The organism is Mycobacterium sp. E1747, assembly GCF_001667775.1.
Taxonomy (GTDB): Bacteria; Actinomycetota; Actinomycetes; order Mycobacteriales; family Mycobacteriaceae; genus Mycobacterium.
Window position 1 is genome coordinate 37937 of the sequence record NZ_LZJI01000232.1, and the last position, 17829, is coordinate 55765.

The following is a 17829-nucleotide window of genomic DNA, read 5'->3' on the forward strand; positions in this document are numbered from 1 at the left end:
GCGCATTCGGCCGGCCTCGTTCAATCGTCCTCCCATGTCGCCTCCCGATCGGCTCTTCGGTTCCGAAGCTACGTGCGGCGCGTTTCAGGGGTATTTCCGCGGATTGTCCGCGGGACTACCGGGGCCTCACCGCGGTGGTCAGAGCAAGAAATCGTGCAGCAGGTTGTTGACGCGGGCGGGGTCTTCCAGCGCCGCGAGGTGCGCGATGCCGTCGAGCACCCGAAACGACGCGTCGGGGATCGACTCCGCCATGGCCCGTGTCTGCGCGACGGGGAAGGTGGCGTCCTCGGCGCCGGCGACCACCAGGACCGGGGCCGAGATCGTTCGCAGCAGCGCGTGCGGGTCGGGCCGGGCGGGGACCACGCTGCGGACCGCCCAGCGGGCCGAATCGATGTTGACCGCCCGCAGGCTGGCGCGCACGGCCTCGACGACGTCCGGCCGCGTGCGCAGCGTTGTCGGGCCGAGGAATGCGCGCAGGGCCGACCGCGTCAGCGGGGGCCGGGATGCCGGGCCGCGAACGTCGCGCCGATCGTGCCGCCCCACGAATTCCCGACGAAGTGGGCCTTGTCGATGCCGAGCCCGTCCAGCACGTCGACGACGCAGCGGGCGCAGTCGGTGAACGTGAAGCCGAGCGCAGCGGCTCGCTGCCGCCGTGACCGGGTGGATCGATCAGCACCAGGCGGTGGCTGGCACCGAGCCTCGCGGCCTGGCCGGCCCACAGGTCCCCGGTCGTCAGCAGGCTGGGCCACAGCAGCACCGCGGGGCCGGTGCCCGGGCTGACCTGCACGCGGATCCTGCCAAGCGCGGTGTCGACCAACCGCGCGGCGAGCCGCTGGGCGTTCCCGCTCACATCGAGAAGTAGACGAGTTCGCCGCCGATGATGGTGGCGGCCACCATGCCGGCGTCCAGCTCGGCCAGCGCGGTCGCCGGTGGCTCGCTCAACACACAGAGGTCCGCGGGTTCCCCGACCGCCACGGTACGCGGCCGGCCCGGCCGGTCCGGCCGGCCGAGAAACATCGTCAAAGCCTCTCGAGCGGAAACACATTCGTTCGCGTTCAGCACGGCACCGCTGGGGGTGGTGCGGTAGACGGCGGCGCGCATCGCCGTCCAGGGGTCGCCGTGGCCGAATGGCATGTCGGTGGACAGGGCCACCGGGACCGTCGCCTCCAGCAGGGAGGCGACCCGCCACAGCTGCGGATGCTCGGCCGCGGGGACGTCGGCGAGGTAGTGATCGCCCCGCTCGGCGACGAGGTTGGGTTGCGTCACCACCGTGACACCCAGCTCGGCGAGGTCGGCCACGTTGTCGGGTGGCACGACGGCGGCGTGCTCAATGCGGTCGTGTGGGTGACTGCCGGCCGCCCGCAGGCCGGCGATGGCGACCACCAGTTGCGGCGCGGTCACGCAATGCACGGCGACGGGCCTTCCCGCGCCGTGGTGGCCGGCGATCCAGTCCGTCAGGGCATCCAGGTCGAGGCGGTCGTCGTGCAGGATGATCTTGCCGGGGGCCAGGAAACTCGGCCGCGGCCGGAACTCGCCGTGCCGGTGCGCCACCACGAGTGACGCCAGGTCGTCGGCGTCGAGGTCGGGGGTGGCGTCGGTGACGCCGGTGACGCCGGTCGCGGTGATTCGCCGGCTCAGCTCCGCCAGGTCGCTTTCGCGCCGCTGCAGCAGGTCCGACCAGCCGTGGTCGGCGCTGCGCAGGCGCCCGTCGGGATGTTCGGAAAGCCCGATCCGGCCCAGCGCCTCGGAGTTGAGGATCCACAGCACACCGCTGCGGTGTTGGATGCGCACCGGGACGCTGCGCACGACGGCGTCCAGCGCGTCCCGGTCCAGATCGCCGGCGACCGACTCGTGGTACCCGATGGCACGAATCCAACCGTCGGGGCCCGGCGTCGCGTTCGACAGCAGTTGCGTCAGTTCGGCTTTGGTGCTGACACCGGGCGGCCCGACGAAGAACGAATCCAACGCCGAGGCGGCCGAGCGCACGTGCACGTGGTGGTCGTGCAGGCCGGGCAGGACGGTGCCCCCGCCGGCGTAGAGCACGCCCTCGCCACTCTCGGCGACCAGGCCGTCGCCGATTTCGTCGATCTGGTCGCCGAGCCGGATATCGGTGGTCGTCCCGTCCAGCAGCGTCGCGCGCCGAATCAGCATCGCCGGCAACTCCTTTCGGCCGCCATCCGGCGCACGGCCTCGTTGTCGGCGCCCAGCGGTGCCGCCGGGCGCCCCGCCGGCGGAACCCGCGGAGGCGGCGCAGGCCGGTTCGACACCGACGCTTGCGTCGGCAGCACCGCATAGCCGGCGGCGACCGCCGCCATCGAAACTTCGATGAGTTCGCCACCACCGCGGCTTAGCGAATCGGCGACCACCCGCGTCGCCTCCAGCCCCGTCAGCGGATCGGCGATGGCATCGGCGCAGAACACCGGTCCGTCGGCGCCGACGCCGACCAGGCCGCCGGCCACCGCGGCGTCATCACCGAACGCCGGCCTGGTGTCGGCATAGCCTTTGATGCGCAACCAGATTCGCCCCTCCCCCGGCTCGATGTCGTCCGGCCCGAGCCGGCGCCGCACCAGCGCCGCGGGTCGCGAGCCCTCGATGACGATGTCGGCGACTGTGAGCAGCTCGCGCAACTCGTCGGCGTGCGTGTCGAAATCGACGCAATACGAAAGCTTTCCACCGTTCACCCAATCGAAGAACGCCCGGTTGCCGGCGCGGGTGCCGTCCGGGCGGCGCGGGCTCTCGACTTTGACGACCCTCGCCCCGGCCAGGGCCAGCAACTGCCCGCAGAGCGGGCCGGCCCACATCGAGGACAGGTCGGCGATCAGCAGGCCACCGACGTCGCGCACCGGCCCGCGGGCGCCCCTCGGCCGGATTAGCGGCGCTGCGGCCGCGGCCTCGCCCAGGGCCGCCGCCGGGATGTCGAGCAGGGCCGCGCGCTCGACGACCACCGAGCGCGGACGCGTTGTCGCCCAACGCTGCAACGCCGGCCAAGGGTCCGCCCCCACGCCATCGGCCTGCACGAGCGCGGGGACGGCGGCGACGTCGTCGGGGCGCGACAGCGTGACCGCGCACCAACCGTCGGCGGCCGCCAGCAACCGGGTTGCGCCCCCGGCGGAGACCCGGCCGCCGCGGGTCAGGCCCAGCAGTGCGGCCCGCCCGGCGAGCAGGTCGGCGGCGTCGATCGCGACGCCCAATCGCTCGCCGACGGCGGTGGCCACCCGCTGGGCATGCGAGAGCACGTTCGCCCGGGAGAAGTCGGGCGGCCCGTCCGGCAGGCCGGTCAGGTAAGCCAGCCCGCTGCTCCCCCACGTCGACGTCGCCGCGCTCACGTCTGCCATTGTGCGCGTGGCGGTCTTAGAACTGGAGCGCGCTGAATCGCCAGTCCAGCACCGCACGGTCCGGCTCGCCCGCGGCGTCGCTCACGGCGTAGACCAGCGACCGCAGCCGCAACACGCCGCCCTGCCGGGTCGGCTCGGCGGACTCGACGTGCAACTCGCTGTAGACGGTGTCGCCCTCATGGACGGGACCGGTGTGATCGCAGGATTCCCAGCCGAGCACCGTCACCAGGTTGGGCAGCATCCGGCTCGCCTGCGCCAGCGCCAGCCCGATGGTATGGCCGCCATACACCAGCCGGCGCCCGCCGACGCGCGAATCATGGTGGGTGGCAGCGATATTCAGGGTGAGCCGGGCGAGCTCCGGCGCGCTGCTGACCACGTCGCCGGTGCTATGCAGCACCGCGCCGGCCAGGCCCGGGTCGAAGTGCGGTCCGGGCACCGCGGTCCGAAACGCCTCGCCGTCCCAATCCGCGGTCGGGTCGACCGGGCCGGGCGCGTCGGCCCCGATGGCGGACAGGTCGTCGTGCGGCGCCTCGTCGGGCCGCCAGTCCGGGCCGGCGGGCAGCATGCCGCATCGGTAGAAGTCCAGCACCAGCCGTTCGTCCTGGTCGACGGTGGTCATCCGCAGCGCCGCCAGCCCCGTCGGCGCACGGCCCGGCTTGGGTGAGTTCGCCCGCAGTCCAACCACTTCCGTGCGGGTGTGCAGGGAGTCCCCGATGACCGGGAACCGGTGGAACGTGAGCCCACGGTAGAACAGGTTGGCCTTGACGCGCTGGGTGGCCAGCGTCGACTGCCCGATCGCCACATCGCAGACCAGCGCCGGATGCGCCAGCGGGCCGGCCAGGCCGGTGACGGCGGCGCACAGGCCGGCGTCTAAGGCGAGCCGCAGCCGATCCCCCACGATCGCCTGGTGCGCTGCGGCCAATCCCGAGGACAGCGTGATCGCCGGCGCCCAGTCGAAGACCTGACCGACCCAGAGATCGTCGAAGTAAGGTCCGCCGGCGCGGATCTGCGCATACCCGTCACTAGTCACAACGCCACATGCTGGCAGGCTGTGGCACCGAGGGTCAACGCGGATCAGACCCCAACGTCGGCCTGGTGCTGCGAACGGGCGCGTTTTTGCACGTCAAGTCGACGTTCGGCACGACTCGATAGGGTACTCGCAAGTGAACGACGAAGAAGAGATGCTGGTCGCCACGGTGCGGGCGTTCATCGACCGCGACGTGAAACCGACCGTCCGCGAGGTCGAACACGCCAACACCTATCCCGAGGCGTGGATCGAGCAGATGAAGCGGATCGGCATCTACGGCCTGGCGATTCCCGAGGAATACGGCGGTTCGCCGGTGTCCATGCCCTGCTACGTGCGGGTCACCGAGGAATTGGCGCGCGGCTGGATGAGCCTGGCCGGAGCGATGGGCGGGCACACCGTGGTGGCCAAGCTGCTGACGCTGTTCGGCACCGAGGAACAGAAGCGGGCCTACCTGCCGGCGATGGCGACCGGCGAGCTGCGGGCCACGATGGCGTTGACGGAACCGGGCGGCGGGTCGGACTTGCAGAACATGACGACCACGGCGGTGCCTGTTGGGGGCGCCGACGGCGGGCCCGGCGGCCTGCGCATCAACGGCGCCAAGACATGGATCAGCAACGCCCGGCGATCCGATCTGATCGCACTGCTGTGCAAGACCGATCCGGGCGCCACGCCGCGCCATAAGGGCATCTCTATCGTGCTCGTCCAGCACGGCCCCGGCCTGACGGTGTCACGGGACCTGCCCAAGCTGGGCTACAAAGGCGTCGAATCCTGCGAGCTGTCCTTCGACGACTTCCGGGCGCCGGAGTCGGCGGTGCTGGGCGGCCGGATGGGCGAAGGCTTTTCGCAGATGATGAAGGGCCTGGAGACGGGCCGTATCCAGGTCGCCGCCCGGGCTCTGGGTGTGGGCACGGCGGCGCTCGAGGACGCGCTGGCCTACGCGCAGCAGCGGGAGAGCTTCGGGCGGCCGATTTGGAAGCATCAGTCGGTCGGCAACTACCTGGCCGACATGGCGACCAAGTTGACCGCCGCCCGTCAGCTCACCCGCTACGCCGCCGAGCGGTACGACAGCGGCGAGCGCTGTGACATGGAGGCGGGCATGGCCAAACTGTTCGCCTCCGAAGTGGCGATGGAGATCGCGCTGAACGCGGTGCGGATTCACGGCGGCTACGGCTACTCCTGCGAATACGACGTGGAGCGCTACTTCCGCGACGCGCCCCTGATGATCGTCGGCGAGGGCACCAACGAAATTCAGCGCAACGTGATCGCCGCGCAGCTCGTCGCGCGCGGTGGCATCTGAGTAGGAGACCGAGAATGTGCGGGCCTGACGCCCTGGTGTGCTGTATATTTGCCTGACTTCTGGCACCAGCAAAGCGGCGCGGGAGTAAAAGTTACTGCGACGAAGGAAAGTCGGCTGCCATGAGTTATCCCCCAGGGCCCTACGAAGGCTCGCCGGAATGGCAGGGTCAGCAGCCGGAATGGCAGGGGCCGCCCCCGGCTGGGCCGGGGCAGCAGCCGGGTTGGCAGGCGCCGCAACCGGGTTGGCCGGGCCAGCAGCCGGGTTGGCAGGCGCCGCAACCGGGCTGGCCGGGCCAGCAGGAGCCGGACAACTACCTCGTCTGGGCCATCCTGTGCACCGTGCTGTGCTGTCTGCCGTTCGGGATCGTGTCGATCGTGTACTCCACCAAGGTGTCCGGACTCTGGTCGCAGGGACGGTACGCCGAGGCGCAGGCCGCCGCCGACAACGCCAAGAAGTGGGCCATCATCGGCGCCGTCGCCGGCGCCGTGTTCGCCGTGGTCATGGTGATCCTCTACGTGGCCATCGGCGTGATCGCCGTCTCCAACCTGCCGTCGACCACCACCACGACGTATTCCGGCTTCTGACAACGTTTTAGCCGCTTGTTAGGCGTACGTCGCGTCCACCAGGCCCCAGGCCAGCGCGGTGCCGGTGTCGATGGTGCGCCCGGACAGCACGAGATAGGCGGTGCGCCACCGGCCGATCCGGCGGGTGACGCTCAGCGTCCCGCCGGCGCCGGGGATCAGCCCCAGCTGGAGTTCGGGCAGCCCGAACACCGAATGCTCCCGCGCGGCGACCAATCCGCAGAATGCCGCCATCTCCAGCCCGCTGCCCAGCACGCTGCCGTGCACCTCTGCCCGGCAGGCGCGACCGAGCCGGGCGGTGAGCGCGTCGAGCGCCAGCGCGGGGCTGTGCCGGGTACGGGCCAGATGAGCGCTCGCCGGGTCGGCGAAGGTGCCGAACTCGGCGAGGTCTCCCCCGCTGCAGAACGATGGCCCGTTGCCGCGCAACACGATCCCTGCCACGGATGGGTCCAGTTGCGCGATGGTCAGCGCCTCCAGCAGCGCGGCGCGGGCGTCGGTGGAAAACGCGTTGTGGCGCTGCGGCCGGTTGAATGCGATGCGTAGGGTGTCGCCGTCCCGCTCGGCCAGCACCGGGTCGGCGATGTCGGGCACTCGGGCCGGGCCGCGTTCGCCCAGCCAGCGCGCGAATTCCGGGCCGGCCTGCAAGGTCGAGTAGGCCAGCGATTCGGTCACCACCGCGGCCAGCGCCGGGCCGCCGGGGACCACCCCACGTAGCACGTCGTCGCAGACGCTGCTGGCGTGCGGCCAACGGTGACAGCGCGCGGTGAGCTCGGCGAGCGCGTTGGGCACCGACTCGACGGTGACCGCCCGCCGGTCGTCGTAGTGGTCCTCGGTGAGGGTGAAAGTCGCTGCGTCCAGCCAAGGTTCACAACGGGCGAGGTCGAAAGCGGCGCCGTGCGCCAGGATCACCCCCGGGGGCGACGCGGGGCCGGCATCCGGCGGGCTCGCCAGGTCCACCACCGAGAGCATCGGGGTCACACCGAGTATTTCTCGATCAGCCCGTTCTTGTAGAGCTTGCCGGTGTCGGTGCGCGGCAGTTGCGTCTCGAACGCGATCGATTTCGGACACTTGTAGTGCGCCAAGCGGTCTCGCAGCCAAGCCAGCAGTTCGTCGGCGAACTCGTCCGTGGCGTCGTCGGGGTCGACGGTCTGCACGGCGGCCAGCACGCGTTGCCCCATCTCGTCATCGGGAACCCCGAATACCGCCGCGTCCAACACCTTCGGGTGGGTGACCAACAGGTTCTCCGCCTCCTGGGGATAGATGTTCACCCCGCCCGAGATGATCATGTGATGGCGCCGGTCGGTCAGGTACAGGTAGCCCTCCTCGTCGAGGTAGCCGATGTCGCCGACGGTGGCCCACCCGTGCTTGTCGCGGGAGGCCGCGGTTTTTGTGGGGTCGTTGAGGTATTCGAACGAATTCCCGCCCTCGAAGTAGATCTCACCGGCCTGCCCGGACGGCAACTCGTTGCCGTTCTCGTCGAGGATGTGCACGGCACCCACCATGGGTTTGCCGACGGAACCGGGGTGCGCCAGCCACTCTTCGGCGGTGATCAACGTCGACCCGTGCGCCTCGGAGGAGGCGTAGTACTCGTCGATGATCGGACCCCACCAGTCCATCATCTGTTTCTTGATCTCCACCGGGCACGGTGCCGCCGCGTGCATCACCCGCTGCAGGCTGGACAGATCGTACGAACTCCGCACCGCCTCAGGCAGTTTCAGCATGCGGGTGAACATTGCGGGGACGAACTGGCCGCGGGTGACGCGGTGACGCTGGATGGCGTCGAGGCAGCCTTCAGCGTCGAATTTCTCCAACACCACCGTGGTGACCCCGCCGGCTTGCGCGCTCATCGACCACACCGAGGGTGCGGTGTGATACAGCGGCGCCGGGCTGAGGTAGATCGAGTCCGGGTCCATCCAGAAACTCACCAGCGCCGACATCATGCTCGGCGCCTCGGACGGCGGAACGTGTGGCAGTTCGCGTTTGATGCCCTTGGGCCGGCCGGTGGTGCCCGACGAATACTGCAGCAGGTCGCCCTCGCGTTCGTCGTCGATCGGGGTGTCGGGCTCGCCCGCAACGCATTCGGGGTAGCGCTGCCAGCCCGCGAGGTCCTCGTCAGCGATCAGCAGCAGCTCGGGCAGGCCGCGTGGTAGCTGCTCGGCCAGGTTCTCGCACGTCTTACGCAGCGCCGCCGACCCGATGATCGCCTTGGCCGCGCTGTTGTCGATGATGTAGGCGGCTTCGGCTGCGGTCAGGTGGGTGTTGATCGGCACGTAGTACAGGCCGCTGCGCCGCGCCGCCCACATCACCGCATGGATGTGTTCGTTGTTCTCCATCAGGATCGCGACGGCGTCGCCCTCGACGAGGCCGGCCCGGCGAAAGTAGTGGGCCAGCCGGTTGGCCCGCGCCTCGAGCTCGTCGAAGGTGATGACCGTGCCGGACGGGTGAAGAATGACGGCCGGCTTGCCGGTGCCGAGGTACTCGCGAATCTGCATGCGCAGACTGTACCGCCGAAAAACTTGACGGGTGTCAAGTGGTCGGGTTCGCCCTTCTCCTTGCCGTGCACCTGCCTTACAGTGCGTCAATGGGCTTGACCGAGGGCCAGACCACCCCGGGCCCCCCGTCGGGCGTGGTGACGTTCCTTTTCACCGACATGGAGGGGTCGACGCGCCGGTGGGAGGCCGACCCCGACGAGATGCGGGCGTCCCTGGCCACTCATGACGACCTGCTGCGGGAAACCGTGGCCGCACATCGCGGTTGGCTTTTCAAGCACACCGGGGACGGGGTGTGCGCGGCGTTCCGCTCCCCGAAGGACGCCGTGGACGCGGCCGTCGCCGCACAGCGGGGCCTGCGGCTCCCGGTGCGGATGGGCATCGCCACAGGCGAGGCGGAGTTGCGTGGCAACGACTACTTCGGTGCGGTTCTGAATCGCGCAGAGCGGGTCACGTCGGCCGGACACGGCGGCCAGATCCTGCTCGACGGCGCTACAGCGGAACTCCTCACCGGGGTTGACCTGGTCGACCTGGGTGCGCGCCGGCTGCGCGACATCGCCAAACCCGTTGCCATCCATCAGGTGTGGGCACCCGGGCTCAGCAGAGACTTCCCGCCGCTGCGGGCCTTCGACGCCGTCCTGGGGAACCTGAAAGCGCCGGCAACCACGATCATCGGCCGGGAAGCGGACATCGTCGAGGTGCAGACGGCGCTCAAAGCCCATCGGCTCGTCACGCTGACCGGAGTCGGTGGCGTCGGCAAGACACGACTCGCGCTCGAGGTGGCCAGCCGCCTGGCGAACGACTTCGTGGACGGCGCTTTCCTCATCGAGCTGGCAACCATCAGCGATCCGGCCGCGGTGCCCGATGCCGCCGCGGCCGTTTTGGGCATCATCCAGCAGCCGGAGATGAGTCTGGCGGACAGCATCGCGATGGCCTTGGCGGGCCGGTCGCGGCTGCTGGTGTTCGACAACTGCGAACACGTCCTGGATGCAGCGGCTGAACTGATTGAAAAGATCCTCAAGCACTCGGCGACCGTGACGATCCTTGCCACCAGCCGCGAGGGCATGTCGCTGGGCGATGAACAAGTGTGGACGGTACCCCCCCTGGACCGCGGTCGCGGGTTGGCGTCGCCCGCGGCGACGCTGTTCATTGAACGCGCACAGGGTTTCGCGCGGGGTGTGTCCTTGACCCGTGGCGACGATGCGGCCGCAGTCATCGAGATCTGCCGCCGCTTGGATGGGATACCCCTGGCCATCGAATTGGCCGCCTCGCGGATGGTGTCCATGTCCCCGACCGAGCTGCGCGACCGGCTTGACGACCGGTTCCGGCTACTCGTCGGGTCCCGGCGCGGGCTGGAACGGCACCAGACCTTACGGCACATGGTCCAGTGGTCTTACGATTTGCTCCACGATTCGGAGAAGGCTCTGCTGCAACGCTGCTCGGTGTTCGCGGGTGGCTTCGACCTTCAGGCCGCCTGCGCGGTCACCGGGTCCGATGACGACCTGACCACCCTGGAGCTGCTGCACGCCCTGGTTCGCAAGTCGCTGCTGGCGGCCGATCGCTCAACGTCGCGAACGCGCTTCTCGATGCTGGAGACCGTCCGGCAGTTCGCCGAGGAACAGCTCGTCGCTGCGGGTGAAGCGCACGACACCCGCGATGCGCACGCGCGGTACTTCGCCGGCCGGGAAAACGACGTCATGGGGCTGTGGGACAGTGCCCGACAGCGCGAGTCCTACATCTGGTTCACCGATGAATTACCGAACCTGCGCAGCGCATTCCGATGGGCCGCCGATGCCAGCGATCTCGACACCGCCATCGCGATCGCTTGGTACGCAACGGTTCTCGGGCTGTGCCTCGAGCAGTACGAGCCCGTTCAGTGGGCGGAGGAACTCATCGAGCCGGCGAAAGCCGTCGACCACCCGAGGCTGGTGCACCTGTACCTGGCCGCCGTGCAGTGCTACGCCACCGGTCGCATCGAGGATTACTTCCGCTATTGCGAGGCCGGGAAGGCTGCGATCATCAGTGGGAGGTACGACGAGATTGCGGAGGCGCTCGAGCCGATGCTGGCGGTCGGTAATATCGTCGCCGGGCAGCCGGAACGCTGGGTTGACTGGTGCCGCAACATTATTGAGCGACGTCCCCACCCACACACCTTGGTGCACGCCTGCCTGGTCTACGCGTTGATCATCAGCGGGGAAACCACGGCCGCGGTCGCAGCATCGCAAAAGCTCCTGGCGGCCGCCGAGACCTCGGACAACCCGAACGTTCGATCGCAGGCTCTGCTGGCATATGGGTACGCCAACTCCGAGGCCGAGCCGACGCAGGCATACGACGTGTTGGCCCGCGGCCTGACGATCGCGCGCGAAAGCGGTAACCGCCAACAGGAGTCGCACCAGACGCTTATGCTGTCCCGGCTGGCCGTTTCGCAGGGCAACCCGGCGGATGCCCTCGACCTGGTGACCGTGTCGATGCGAAACTTCTTGGATTCGGGCAGTTTTGCATTGATCCGCAGTCCGCTGGCGGTCCTCGCGGCATACCTGGACCGCCTCGGCCATCTCGCGCCGGCGGCCACCATCAGCGGATTCGCCGCTGCGCCGCTGACGTCGCACGCGTTTCCGGAAATCAACGGCGCGGTCGCACACCTGCGCGCCGCCCTCGGCGTTCGGGAGTACGAGTCATTGGCCGCAAAGGGGGCGGCCATGACCGTCGCAGAAATGGTCAATTATGCACTCGACCAGATCGACAGGATCCGGGCGGAACCGGCCGCCTTCGAGAAGGCCTAGCCGGCGTCGGCCAGCCGCTGCTTGAGCGCCTCAAACTCGTCCTTGACACCGGTGGGCAGCTTGTCGCCGACGAACTCGAACCACTCCTCGATCAAGGGCAGCTCTTCGCGCCACTCGGCGGGGTTGACCGCGAGCGCCTTCGCGACGTCCTCTGCCCCGACGTCGAGGCCGTTCAGGTCCAAGTCGGCCGCGGTCGGCACGATGCCGATCGGGGTGTCCTGGCCGCCGGCCTGGTGCTCGATGCGGTCGACGATCCACTTCAGCACGCGGCTGTTCTCACCGAAGCCCGGCCACAGGAACTCGCCCTGCTCACCGCGGCGGAACCAGTTGACGAAGAACACCTGCGGCAGTTTGGACTCGTCGGAGTTCTTGCCGAGGTCGAGCCAGTGCTGGAAGTAGTCACCGACGTGGTAGCCCAGGAACGGCAGCATGGCCATCGGGTCACGGCGCACCGTGCCGACCTTGCCCTCGGCGGCGGCGGTCTGCTCGCTGCCCATGGTGGCACCCATGAAGACGCCGTGCTGCCAATCGCGGGCCTGCGTCACCAGCGGCACCGTGGTCTTGCGGCGGGCGCCGAACAAGATCCCCGAGATCGGCACGCCCTGCGGGTCGTCCCACTCCGGCGCCAGGATGGGGCACTGCGACATCGGGGTGCAGTACCGCGAGTTCGGGTGGGCCGCTTTGGTTTCCGTCTCCCGGATGTACCAGTCGTTGCCCTTCCAGTCGATCAGGTGGTCGGGCTCGCCCTCGAGGCCTTCCCACCACACCTCGTCGTCGTCGGTGAGCGCGACGTTGGTGAACACGGTGTTGCCCGCGGCGATGGTGCGCATCGCGTTGGGGTTGGACTTCCAGTTGGTGCCCGGCGCGACCCCGAAGAAGCCGAACTCCGGGTTGACCGCGTACAACCGGCCGTCCTTACCGAAGCGCATCCAGGCGATGTCGTCGCCCAGGGTCTCGGCGCGCCAGCCCGGGATGGTCGGCTGCAGCATCGCAAGGTTGGTCTTACCGCACGCCGACGGGAAGGCGGCGGCGAAGTAATACGCCTTGTTCTCCGGGGAGATCAGCTTGAGGATCAGCATGTGCTCGGCCAGCCAGCCCTCGTCGTGGGCCATCGCCGAGGCAATGCGCAGCGAGTAGCACTTCTTGCCCAGCAGGGCGTTGCCGCCGTAGCCGGAGCCGTAGCTCCAGATCTCGCGGGTCTCCGGGAAGTGGGTGATGTATTTGGTGTCGTTGCAGGGCCACGGCACGTCCTTCTGGCCGGGCTCCAGCGGGGCGCCCACCGAGTGCAGCGCCTTCACGAAGAACCCGTCGTCGCCCATCTTCTCCAGCGCGGCCTTGCCCATCCGGGTCATCGTGCGCATGGAGACGACGACATATTCGGAATCCGTGATCTCCACGCCCAGCTTGGGGTCGTCGGCGCCGAGCGGGCCCATGCAGAACGGCACCACGTACATGGTGCGGCCCCGCATGCAGCCGCGGTACAAGTCGGTCATCAGCGACCGCATCTCGGCCGGGTCCATCCAGTTGTTGGTGGGGCCGGCGTCGATCTCACGCTCGGAGCAGATGAAGGTCCGCGACTCGACCCGCGCGACATCCGACGGGTCGGACAACGCCAGGTAGGAATTGGGGTGCTTCTTCTCGTTCAGCTTCGTGAACGTGCCCGCCTCGACCAGCTCGGCGGCCAGCCGATCGAACTCTTCGGCCGAGCCGTCGGTGAACACCACGCGCTCAGGCTGAGTGAGCTCGGCGACCTCCCGTACCCACGACAGCAGCCCCTGATGGTTGGTGGGCGCGGTGTCCAATCCGGGAATGGTCGCTGAGGTCATCGAAATCTCCTGAATCCTTCTGCGTACTCGTACATCTCTTCAATTGCGTATGTGCTCGACCACACAGCTGCTCGATGGTGGCGTTAGCTACAGGTTATCGTGAGCACCTTGTCGGGGAAGCCTCGGGCAGGTATAAGCCTTCTCACAGCAACGATTCAGAAGATTCCCCAGCGTCCGGATCACCGCTGTAAGAGGCTGGTTTTTCGGTCACTTCGTCCGCCACGGCTTTTTCCACGGTCAAATCGGAATCGTCGGATGTAGATATACCCGCTTCGCCCAGTTCTGCACGCACCGCGTCCAGGGCCGCCAGCACGGTGGGCAGCTCCCGGTCGCGCGCGGCGGCGTCCCGCGAGGCCGCCACGGCATGGGCGCGCAGCTCGCGGTCGATGGCATTGACCTGGTCGCTCACCTGGGCGTTCTCAACCTCGTCCTGGGCCAGCACCGCTTTGCTCAGCACCGACTCGGCGACCAGGACGCGGGTGGCGACCAGCTCCTCGGCCACCGACCGCAGCGAGGAGGTCACGTCGCCTGCCCAGCGGTCGAGCAGCGCCCGGTCGCGCAGCAGGCTGCGGATGTGGATCACCACACACGTGACCGCCAGGCCGATCGCCACGCACGTGACCTCGGCGACCGCCGACAGGGCGGGGCTGAGTCTTGCGCCCAGCCCGCTCATCAGCCTGCTCAGGGTCAGCGCCACACCCAGGCCGAACCCGGCGCCCAGCAGCATCATCAGCCAGGTCTCGTGCCGTCGCGATTTCAGCGGCGGCGGCGCGACGTCGACCGTCGGCAGCTGCTCGAGGGACGGCAGGGCCGTCGCGACGCCCACCACCTGCGCGACATCGGCGAGATGGGTGGCGGTGCCCTCGTTCACCTCGGCGACCACCTCGTCCAGCCGGCCACGGGCGTGGGCCTCGAAGCCGGGCATGTCGCGCCGGGGCCACCCGGCGGCGTCTTCCTGCAGCTCGGTGCGCACCGACGAACACTTGTTACGCGCGAGGTGGGACAGCTGGACACGCGCCTGCTGGATCTGACCGCGCAGCGTCACGGTGCGCTCGGTCCTCGCCTCGCGCCGCTGCCGCAGAGCGGTGCTGCGCTCGTCGCGTAAGGCGTCCACCCGCGCCCGGCGCCCCGCACCGTCGGCCTGGCGGTCGAACCGCTGCGCGACGGTGGTGAGCCGAGATTCCCAGGCCCGCAGCCTGTTTCGGCGGGTGAGTTCCGAGTCCGCCAGCCGGGCCGAGACGGTCTCCGCCAGGTCGTCGACGATCGGGTCGCCGAGGTCGGGCAGCGCGGCCGCGCCCACCCAGGGCACCCCGGCGTAGCGCGGCGCGTGGGCGGCCAGCGTCTCGCGGTCGGCGGCCAGCACGTCGCGCCAGCCTCGGTGCACGTCGATCTTCGACACCACCGCCACCACCGCGTCGGTGTGCGCGGCCGCGGCGTCCAGCAGCGCGCAGTCGGACGGCGTCAGATGCGCCGCCGCGGAGACGACGAACACCACGGCCAATGGCACGTCGCCGGGCCCCAATTCGGCCGACTCGACGAACTTGTGCTCAGGCAGTCGTTCGCGCAGCGCCGCGGCCACCGCGCTCACGCCGGCCAGCCACGGTCCGGTCACCAGCACCACGTCGCGGCGGTGCACGGCGGGGGGATCCAGCTCCGGTCCAACGCCCGCCACCAGAGCGTCCACTTGGGCGACCGGATCTTCGGGCGTGTCGGCGCTCACCGCCAGTCCCCAGGCAGCGACCCGCAGGCCCGCGACCACAGCCGCATCGATCCCCGCGCGATGTCGGCGCCGCAGGAGCGGTGCAGCTCGCTGGAGGTCGTGCGGCTGTACCGCTGCCAGCGCACCGCCCGCGGCAGGTGCGCGGACGGGTCGCGGTCCCAGTCGGCGGGCCTCGCGATGTCCGGGTCCAGCCCGGCCGCCTCGGCCAGATCGACCGCCGCCGCCATCCGCGCGACCACGGTGTCGTCGTGGCATAGGAACGCGCCGATCGCCTCGTCGCCGACCGCCAGTGCCTCCAGCTCAGCGACGGCGTCGCACACCCGCCGATAGCGCGCCTCGGCGCCGGCGACCGAGATGTGGGACAGGACGGCGTCGATCCCGCTCGTCCGGCGCAGCAGAGCCCGCAGCTGGGCGGCCGTCCTGCCCTGCCGGGCCGCGGCGACCCCCAGCGCGATGCCGAACAGGTCCAGGGTGTCCAGCAAGCGCAGCCGCACGTCGACCGGTAAAGGGTTGTCGGCCGCCAGGAACCCGGCGAACGAGCCGTCGAGGCACTCGGCCGCTCCGGGATGCCCGGCGAGCATCCGCAGCGCCGCCCACAACGCGTCGTCAAGCTCGCCGAGCGCGGCCACCGCGAGCAGGCCACACATCGGCACCATGGGCGCACGGACCCGGGCGGCCAGCTCCGCGCAGCGGGTCCGCGCCGCCGCGATCGGCCCGTCCCCGCCCGAGAGGGAGCCGGCCAGATCCGCCTTGTTCAGCACCGCCAGCACCGGGCGTCCGGCGGCGGCGATCGCGTCGACGTCTTCCGGCTTGACCACCTCGGTGGTCACGTACACCACGAGGTCGGCGTCATCGGCGGTGGTCACCGAGATCCCCGCCGCCGCGCCGGCGCCGGCCAGCGCGCGGGCGACGGTGTCACGCCCCACGCCGGGGCGCCCGCGAACGAGCACGCCCACGCGCGCGGCGGCTCGCTCGGCGACCGCCGCCACGCGGGGGTCGGGGTGGCCGGCGGCGAAGCGCGCCAACTCGTCGACGAACTCCTGGTGTCCTTGTCCCGTCATCGTCCCCTCATGTCTCGCGTTCGGTTCGATGGATCCGACCCGGGGGCCGATCGGGTCCCACCGAATGGTGGCACTTGCGTCACTTTGATGCGAGCCACCGTTTGACTGTTACCAGCTGAAGGCAACTGTTGGGTATCAATCTGGACCACGGGCGGCTACAGCACTCGTTTATGCGCCACCATGGACAAATGCATGTGCAACCCGGGGCGGCAGTTTGTCGCGCCGCGCCGCGGGAGGATTCGGACGACCGTCGCGACCCGCGGTATCTCCCGGCATCAACGTTTCGCTCCCGCCGCTCCGCCCTCTCCGACGCCCAGCGGCAGACGTGGGACCGGCGGTGGCCCGAGCTGGGCCTGTCCGTCGGTACCCCGTCGGGCGAAGGCGGCGGCGAGCCGGCACTGGACACCCGCGCCTGGTTCGGCCGCGAGGCGCCGCTGGTGCTCGAGATCGGCTGCGGCAGCGGCATCTCGACGCTGGCGATGGCCAAGGACGAGCCCGATATAGATGTGATCGCGGTGGAGATTTACAAGCGAGGTTTGGCGCAACTGCTATGCGCAATCGACCGCGACGGGGTCGCCAACATCCGCTTGATCCGCGGCAACGGCGTCGACGTGCTGCAGCGGCTGATCCCCCCGCGCTCGCTGACCGGGGTCCGCGTCTTCTTCCCCGACCCCTGGCCGAAGGCCCGCCACCACAAGCGCCGGTTTTTGCAGCCGGGGACGGTTGGCCTGATCGCCGACCGGTTACTCCCTGGTGGTGTCCTGCATGCGGCGACGGACCACCCCGGCTACGCCGAGCACATCGGCGCCGTCGGCGATGCCGAGCCGCGGCTGCGGCGTGCCAATCCCGCGGCCAGGCTCCCGATCTCGGTGGTACGGCCTACCACCAAATACGAGACGAAGGCCCACGAGGCGGGCAGCGCCGTCACCGAATTCATCTGGCTACGACATGAGTAGGCGATGACCATGAGCCTGACGGAAGAACAGACCGCGGCAGCCGAACCGGTGGCGGTGTTGTCCGACGACGCGTCGCTGGGCGGCTTCTCCCCGCCGGGCGGCCGCGTGTTGCTGGTGTGGGACGCGCCTAATCTCGACATGGGGCTCGGCTCGATCCTCGGCCGGCGGCCCACCGCGCTGGAGCGCCCGCGGTTCGACGCCCTGGGGCGCTGGCTGCTGGCGCGCACGGCCGAGGTCAGCGCGAGCCGGCCGGGCGTCGTGGTGGAGCCCGAGGCCACGGTGTTCACCAACATCGCGCCGGGCAGCGCCGACGTCGTTCGCCCCTGGGTGGACGCACTGCGCAACGTGGGGTTCGCCGTGTTCGCCAAGCCGAAGATCGACGAGGACAGCGACGTCGACCGCGACATGCTCGCCCACATCGAGCTGCGGCGCAGCCAGGGGCTGGCGGCGCTGGTGGTGGCGTCGGCCGACGGGCAGGCGTTTCGTCAACCGCTGGAGGAGATAGCTCGCAGCGGAGTCGCCGTCCAAGTCATCGGATTTCGCGAACATGCGAGTTGGGCGCTAGCGTCGGATACCTTGGACTTTGTCGACCTGGAAGACATCAGCGGTGTGTTCCGGGAGCCGTTGCCGCGAATCGGCCTAGATTCGCTGCCTGACCAGGGAGCATGGCTGCAGCCGTTCCGGCCGCTGTCCGCTCTGTTGACCGCGCGTGTGTGACACTGGCTTGGAAACCGAAAGACACCACGCGGGTCGT

The 17829-nt window shown here is 69.5% G+C and carries 13 protein-coding genes and 1 pseudogene; 5 read left to right on the forward strand and 9 right to left on the reverse strand.

Going from position 1 to position 17829, the window contains the following annotated elements; all coding sequences use genetic code 11:
• Positions 1-138 precede the first annotated feature (138 nt).
• From A5695_RS25030 to A5695_RS25045, 4 genes and pseudogenes are all read right to left on the reverse strand, one after another.
• Positions 139-793 (reverse strand): annotated as a pseudogene (locus tag A5695_RS25030) (alpha/beta fold hydrolase).
• 53 nt (positions 794-846) lie between these two features.
• Positions 847-2151 (reverse strand): amidohydrolase family protein, encoded by a 1305-nt coding sequence (locus tag A5695_RS25035; protein WP_068088909.1) that lies wholly within the window; start codon positions 2149-2151, stop codon positions 847-849.
• Positions 2145-3335 (reverse strand): CoA transferase, encoded by a 1191-nt coding sequence (locus A5695_RS25040; RefSeq protein WP_068088910.1) that lies wholly within the window; start codon positions 3333-3335, stop codon positions 2145-2147. The genes A5695_RS25035 and A5695_RS25040 overlap by 7 nt, the downstream gene beginning before the upstream one ends.
• A 16-nt stretch (positions 3336-3351) precedes the next feature.
• Entirely contained in the window at positions 3352-4365 is a 1014-nt protein-coding gene (locus tag A5695_RS25045; RefSeq protein WP_068088912.1) for a MaoC family dehydratase, read from the reverse strand.
• Between the two features lie 133 nt (positions 4366-4498).
• On the opposite strand from A5695_RS25045, the gene A5695_RS25050 reads away from it, so the two are divergent.
• Together A5695_RS25050 and A5695_RS25055 are read left to right on the forward strand one after the other, a co-directional pair.
• On the forward strand, positions 4499-5659 hold the full coding sequence (locus A5695_RS25050; RefSeq protein WP_082946291.1) for an acyl-CoA dehydrogenase family protein: 1161 nt from the start codon (positions 4499-4501) through the stop codon (positions 5657-5659).
• Between the two features lie 119 nt (positions 5660-5778).
• The gene (locus A5695_RS25055; RefSeq protein ID WP_068088916.1) at positions 5779-6243 is read left to right on the forward strand and encodes a CD225/dispanin family protein; all 465 of its coding nucleotides are present in this window, start codon (positions 5779-5781) and stop codon (positions 6241-6243) included.
• A gap of 18 nt (positions 6244-6261) precedes the next feature.
• On the opposite strand, the gene A5695_RS25060 is transcribed toward A5695_RS25055, so the two are convergent.
• Both A5695_RS25060 and fadD4 read right to left on the reverse strand, forming a co-directional pair.
• The gene (locus tag A5695_RS25060) at positions 6262-7209 is read right to left on the reverse strand and encodes an enoyl-CoA hydratase/isomerase family protein (RefSeq protein WP_068088985.1); all 948 of its coding nucleotides are present in this window, start codon (positions 7207-7209) and stop codon (positions 6262-6264) included.
• 5 nt (positions 7210-7214) lie between these two features.
• Complete coding sequence (fadD4, locus tag A5695_RS25065) at positions 7215-8732, reverse strand: fatty-acid--CoA ligase FadD4 (RefSeq protein ID WP_068088919.1); 1518 nt, start codon at positions 8730-8732, stop codon at positions 7215-7217.
• A gap of 89 nt (positions 8733-8821) precedes the next feature.
• On the opposite strand from fadD4, the gene A5695_RS25070 reads away from it, so the two are divergent.
• Positions 8822-11512 (forward strand): adenylate/guanylate cyclase domain-containing protein, encoded by a 2691-nt coding sequence (locus tag A5695_RS25070; RefSeq protein WP_068088922.1) that lies wholly within the window; start codon positions 8822-8824, stop codon positions 11510-11512.
• Here the strand turns inward: A5695_RS25070 and A5695_RS25075 are convergent.
• From A5695_RS25075 to A5695_RS25085, 3 genes are all read right to left on the reverse strand, one after another.
• Positions 11509-13338 carry a phosphoenolpyruvate carboxykinase (GTP) gene (locus A5695_RS25075; RefSeq protein ID WP_068088925.1) on the reverse strand — a complete coding sequence of 610 codons (1830 nt, stop codon included), beginning with the start codon at positions 13336-13338 and terminating at the stop codon, positions 11509-11511. The genes A5695_RS25070 and A5695_RS25075 overlap by 4 nt on opposite strands.
• Positions 13339-13480: 142 nt before the next feature.
• Entirely contained in the window at positions 13481-15058 is a 1578-nt protein-coding gene (locus tag A5695_RS25080) for a hypothetical protein (protein ID WP_197515615.1), read from the reverse strand.
• On the reverse strand, positions 15055-16119 hold the full coding sequence (locus A5695_RS25085; protein ID WP_068088929.1) for a hypothetical protein: 1065 nt from the start codon (positions 16117-16119) through the stop codon (positions 15055-15057). Before A5695_RS25085 ends, A5695_RS25080 begins: the two co-directional genes overlap by 4 nt.
• 170 nt (positions 16120-16289) lie before the next feature.
• On the opposite strand from A5695_RS25085, the gene trmB reads away from it, so the two are divergent.
• Complete coding sequence (trmB, locus tag A5695_RS25090; protein ID WP_197515616.1) at positions 16290-17075, forward strand: tRNA (guanosine(46)-N7)-methyltransferase TrmB; 786 nt, start codon at positions 16290-16292, stop codon at positions 17073-17075.
• Between the two features lie 9 nt (positions 17076-17084).
• On the forward strand, positions 17085-17792 hold the full coding sequence (locus A5695_RS25095; protein WP_068088989.1) for an NYN domain-containing protein: 708 nt from the start codon (positions 17085-17087) through the stop codon (positions 17790-17792).
• Positions 17793-17829: the final 37 nt, after the last annotated feature.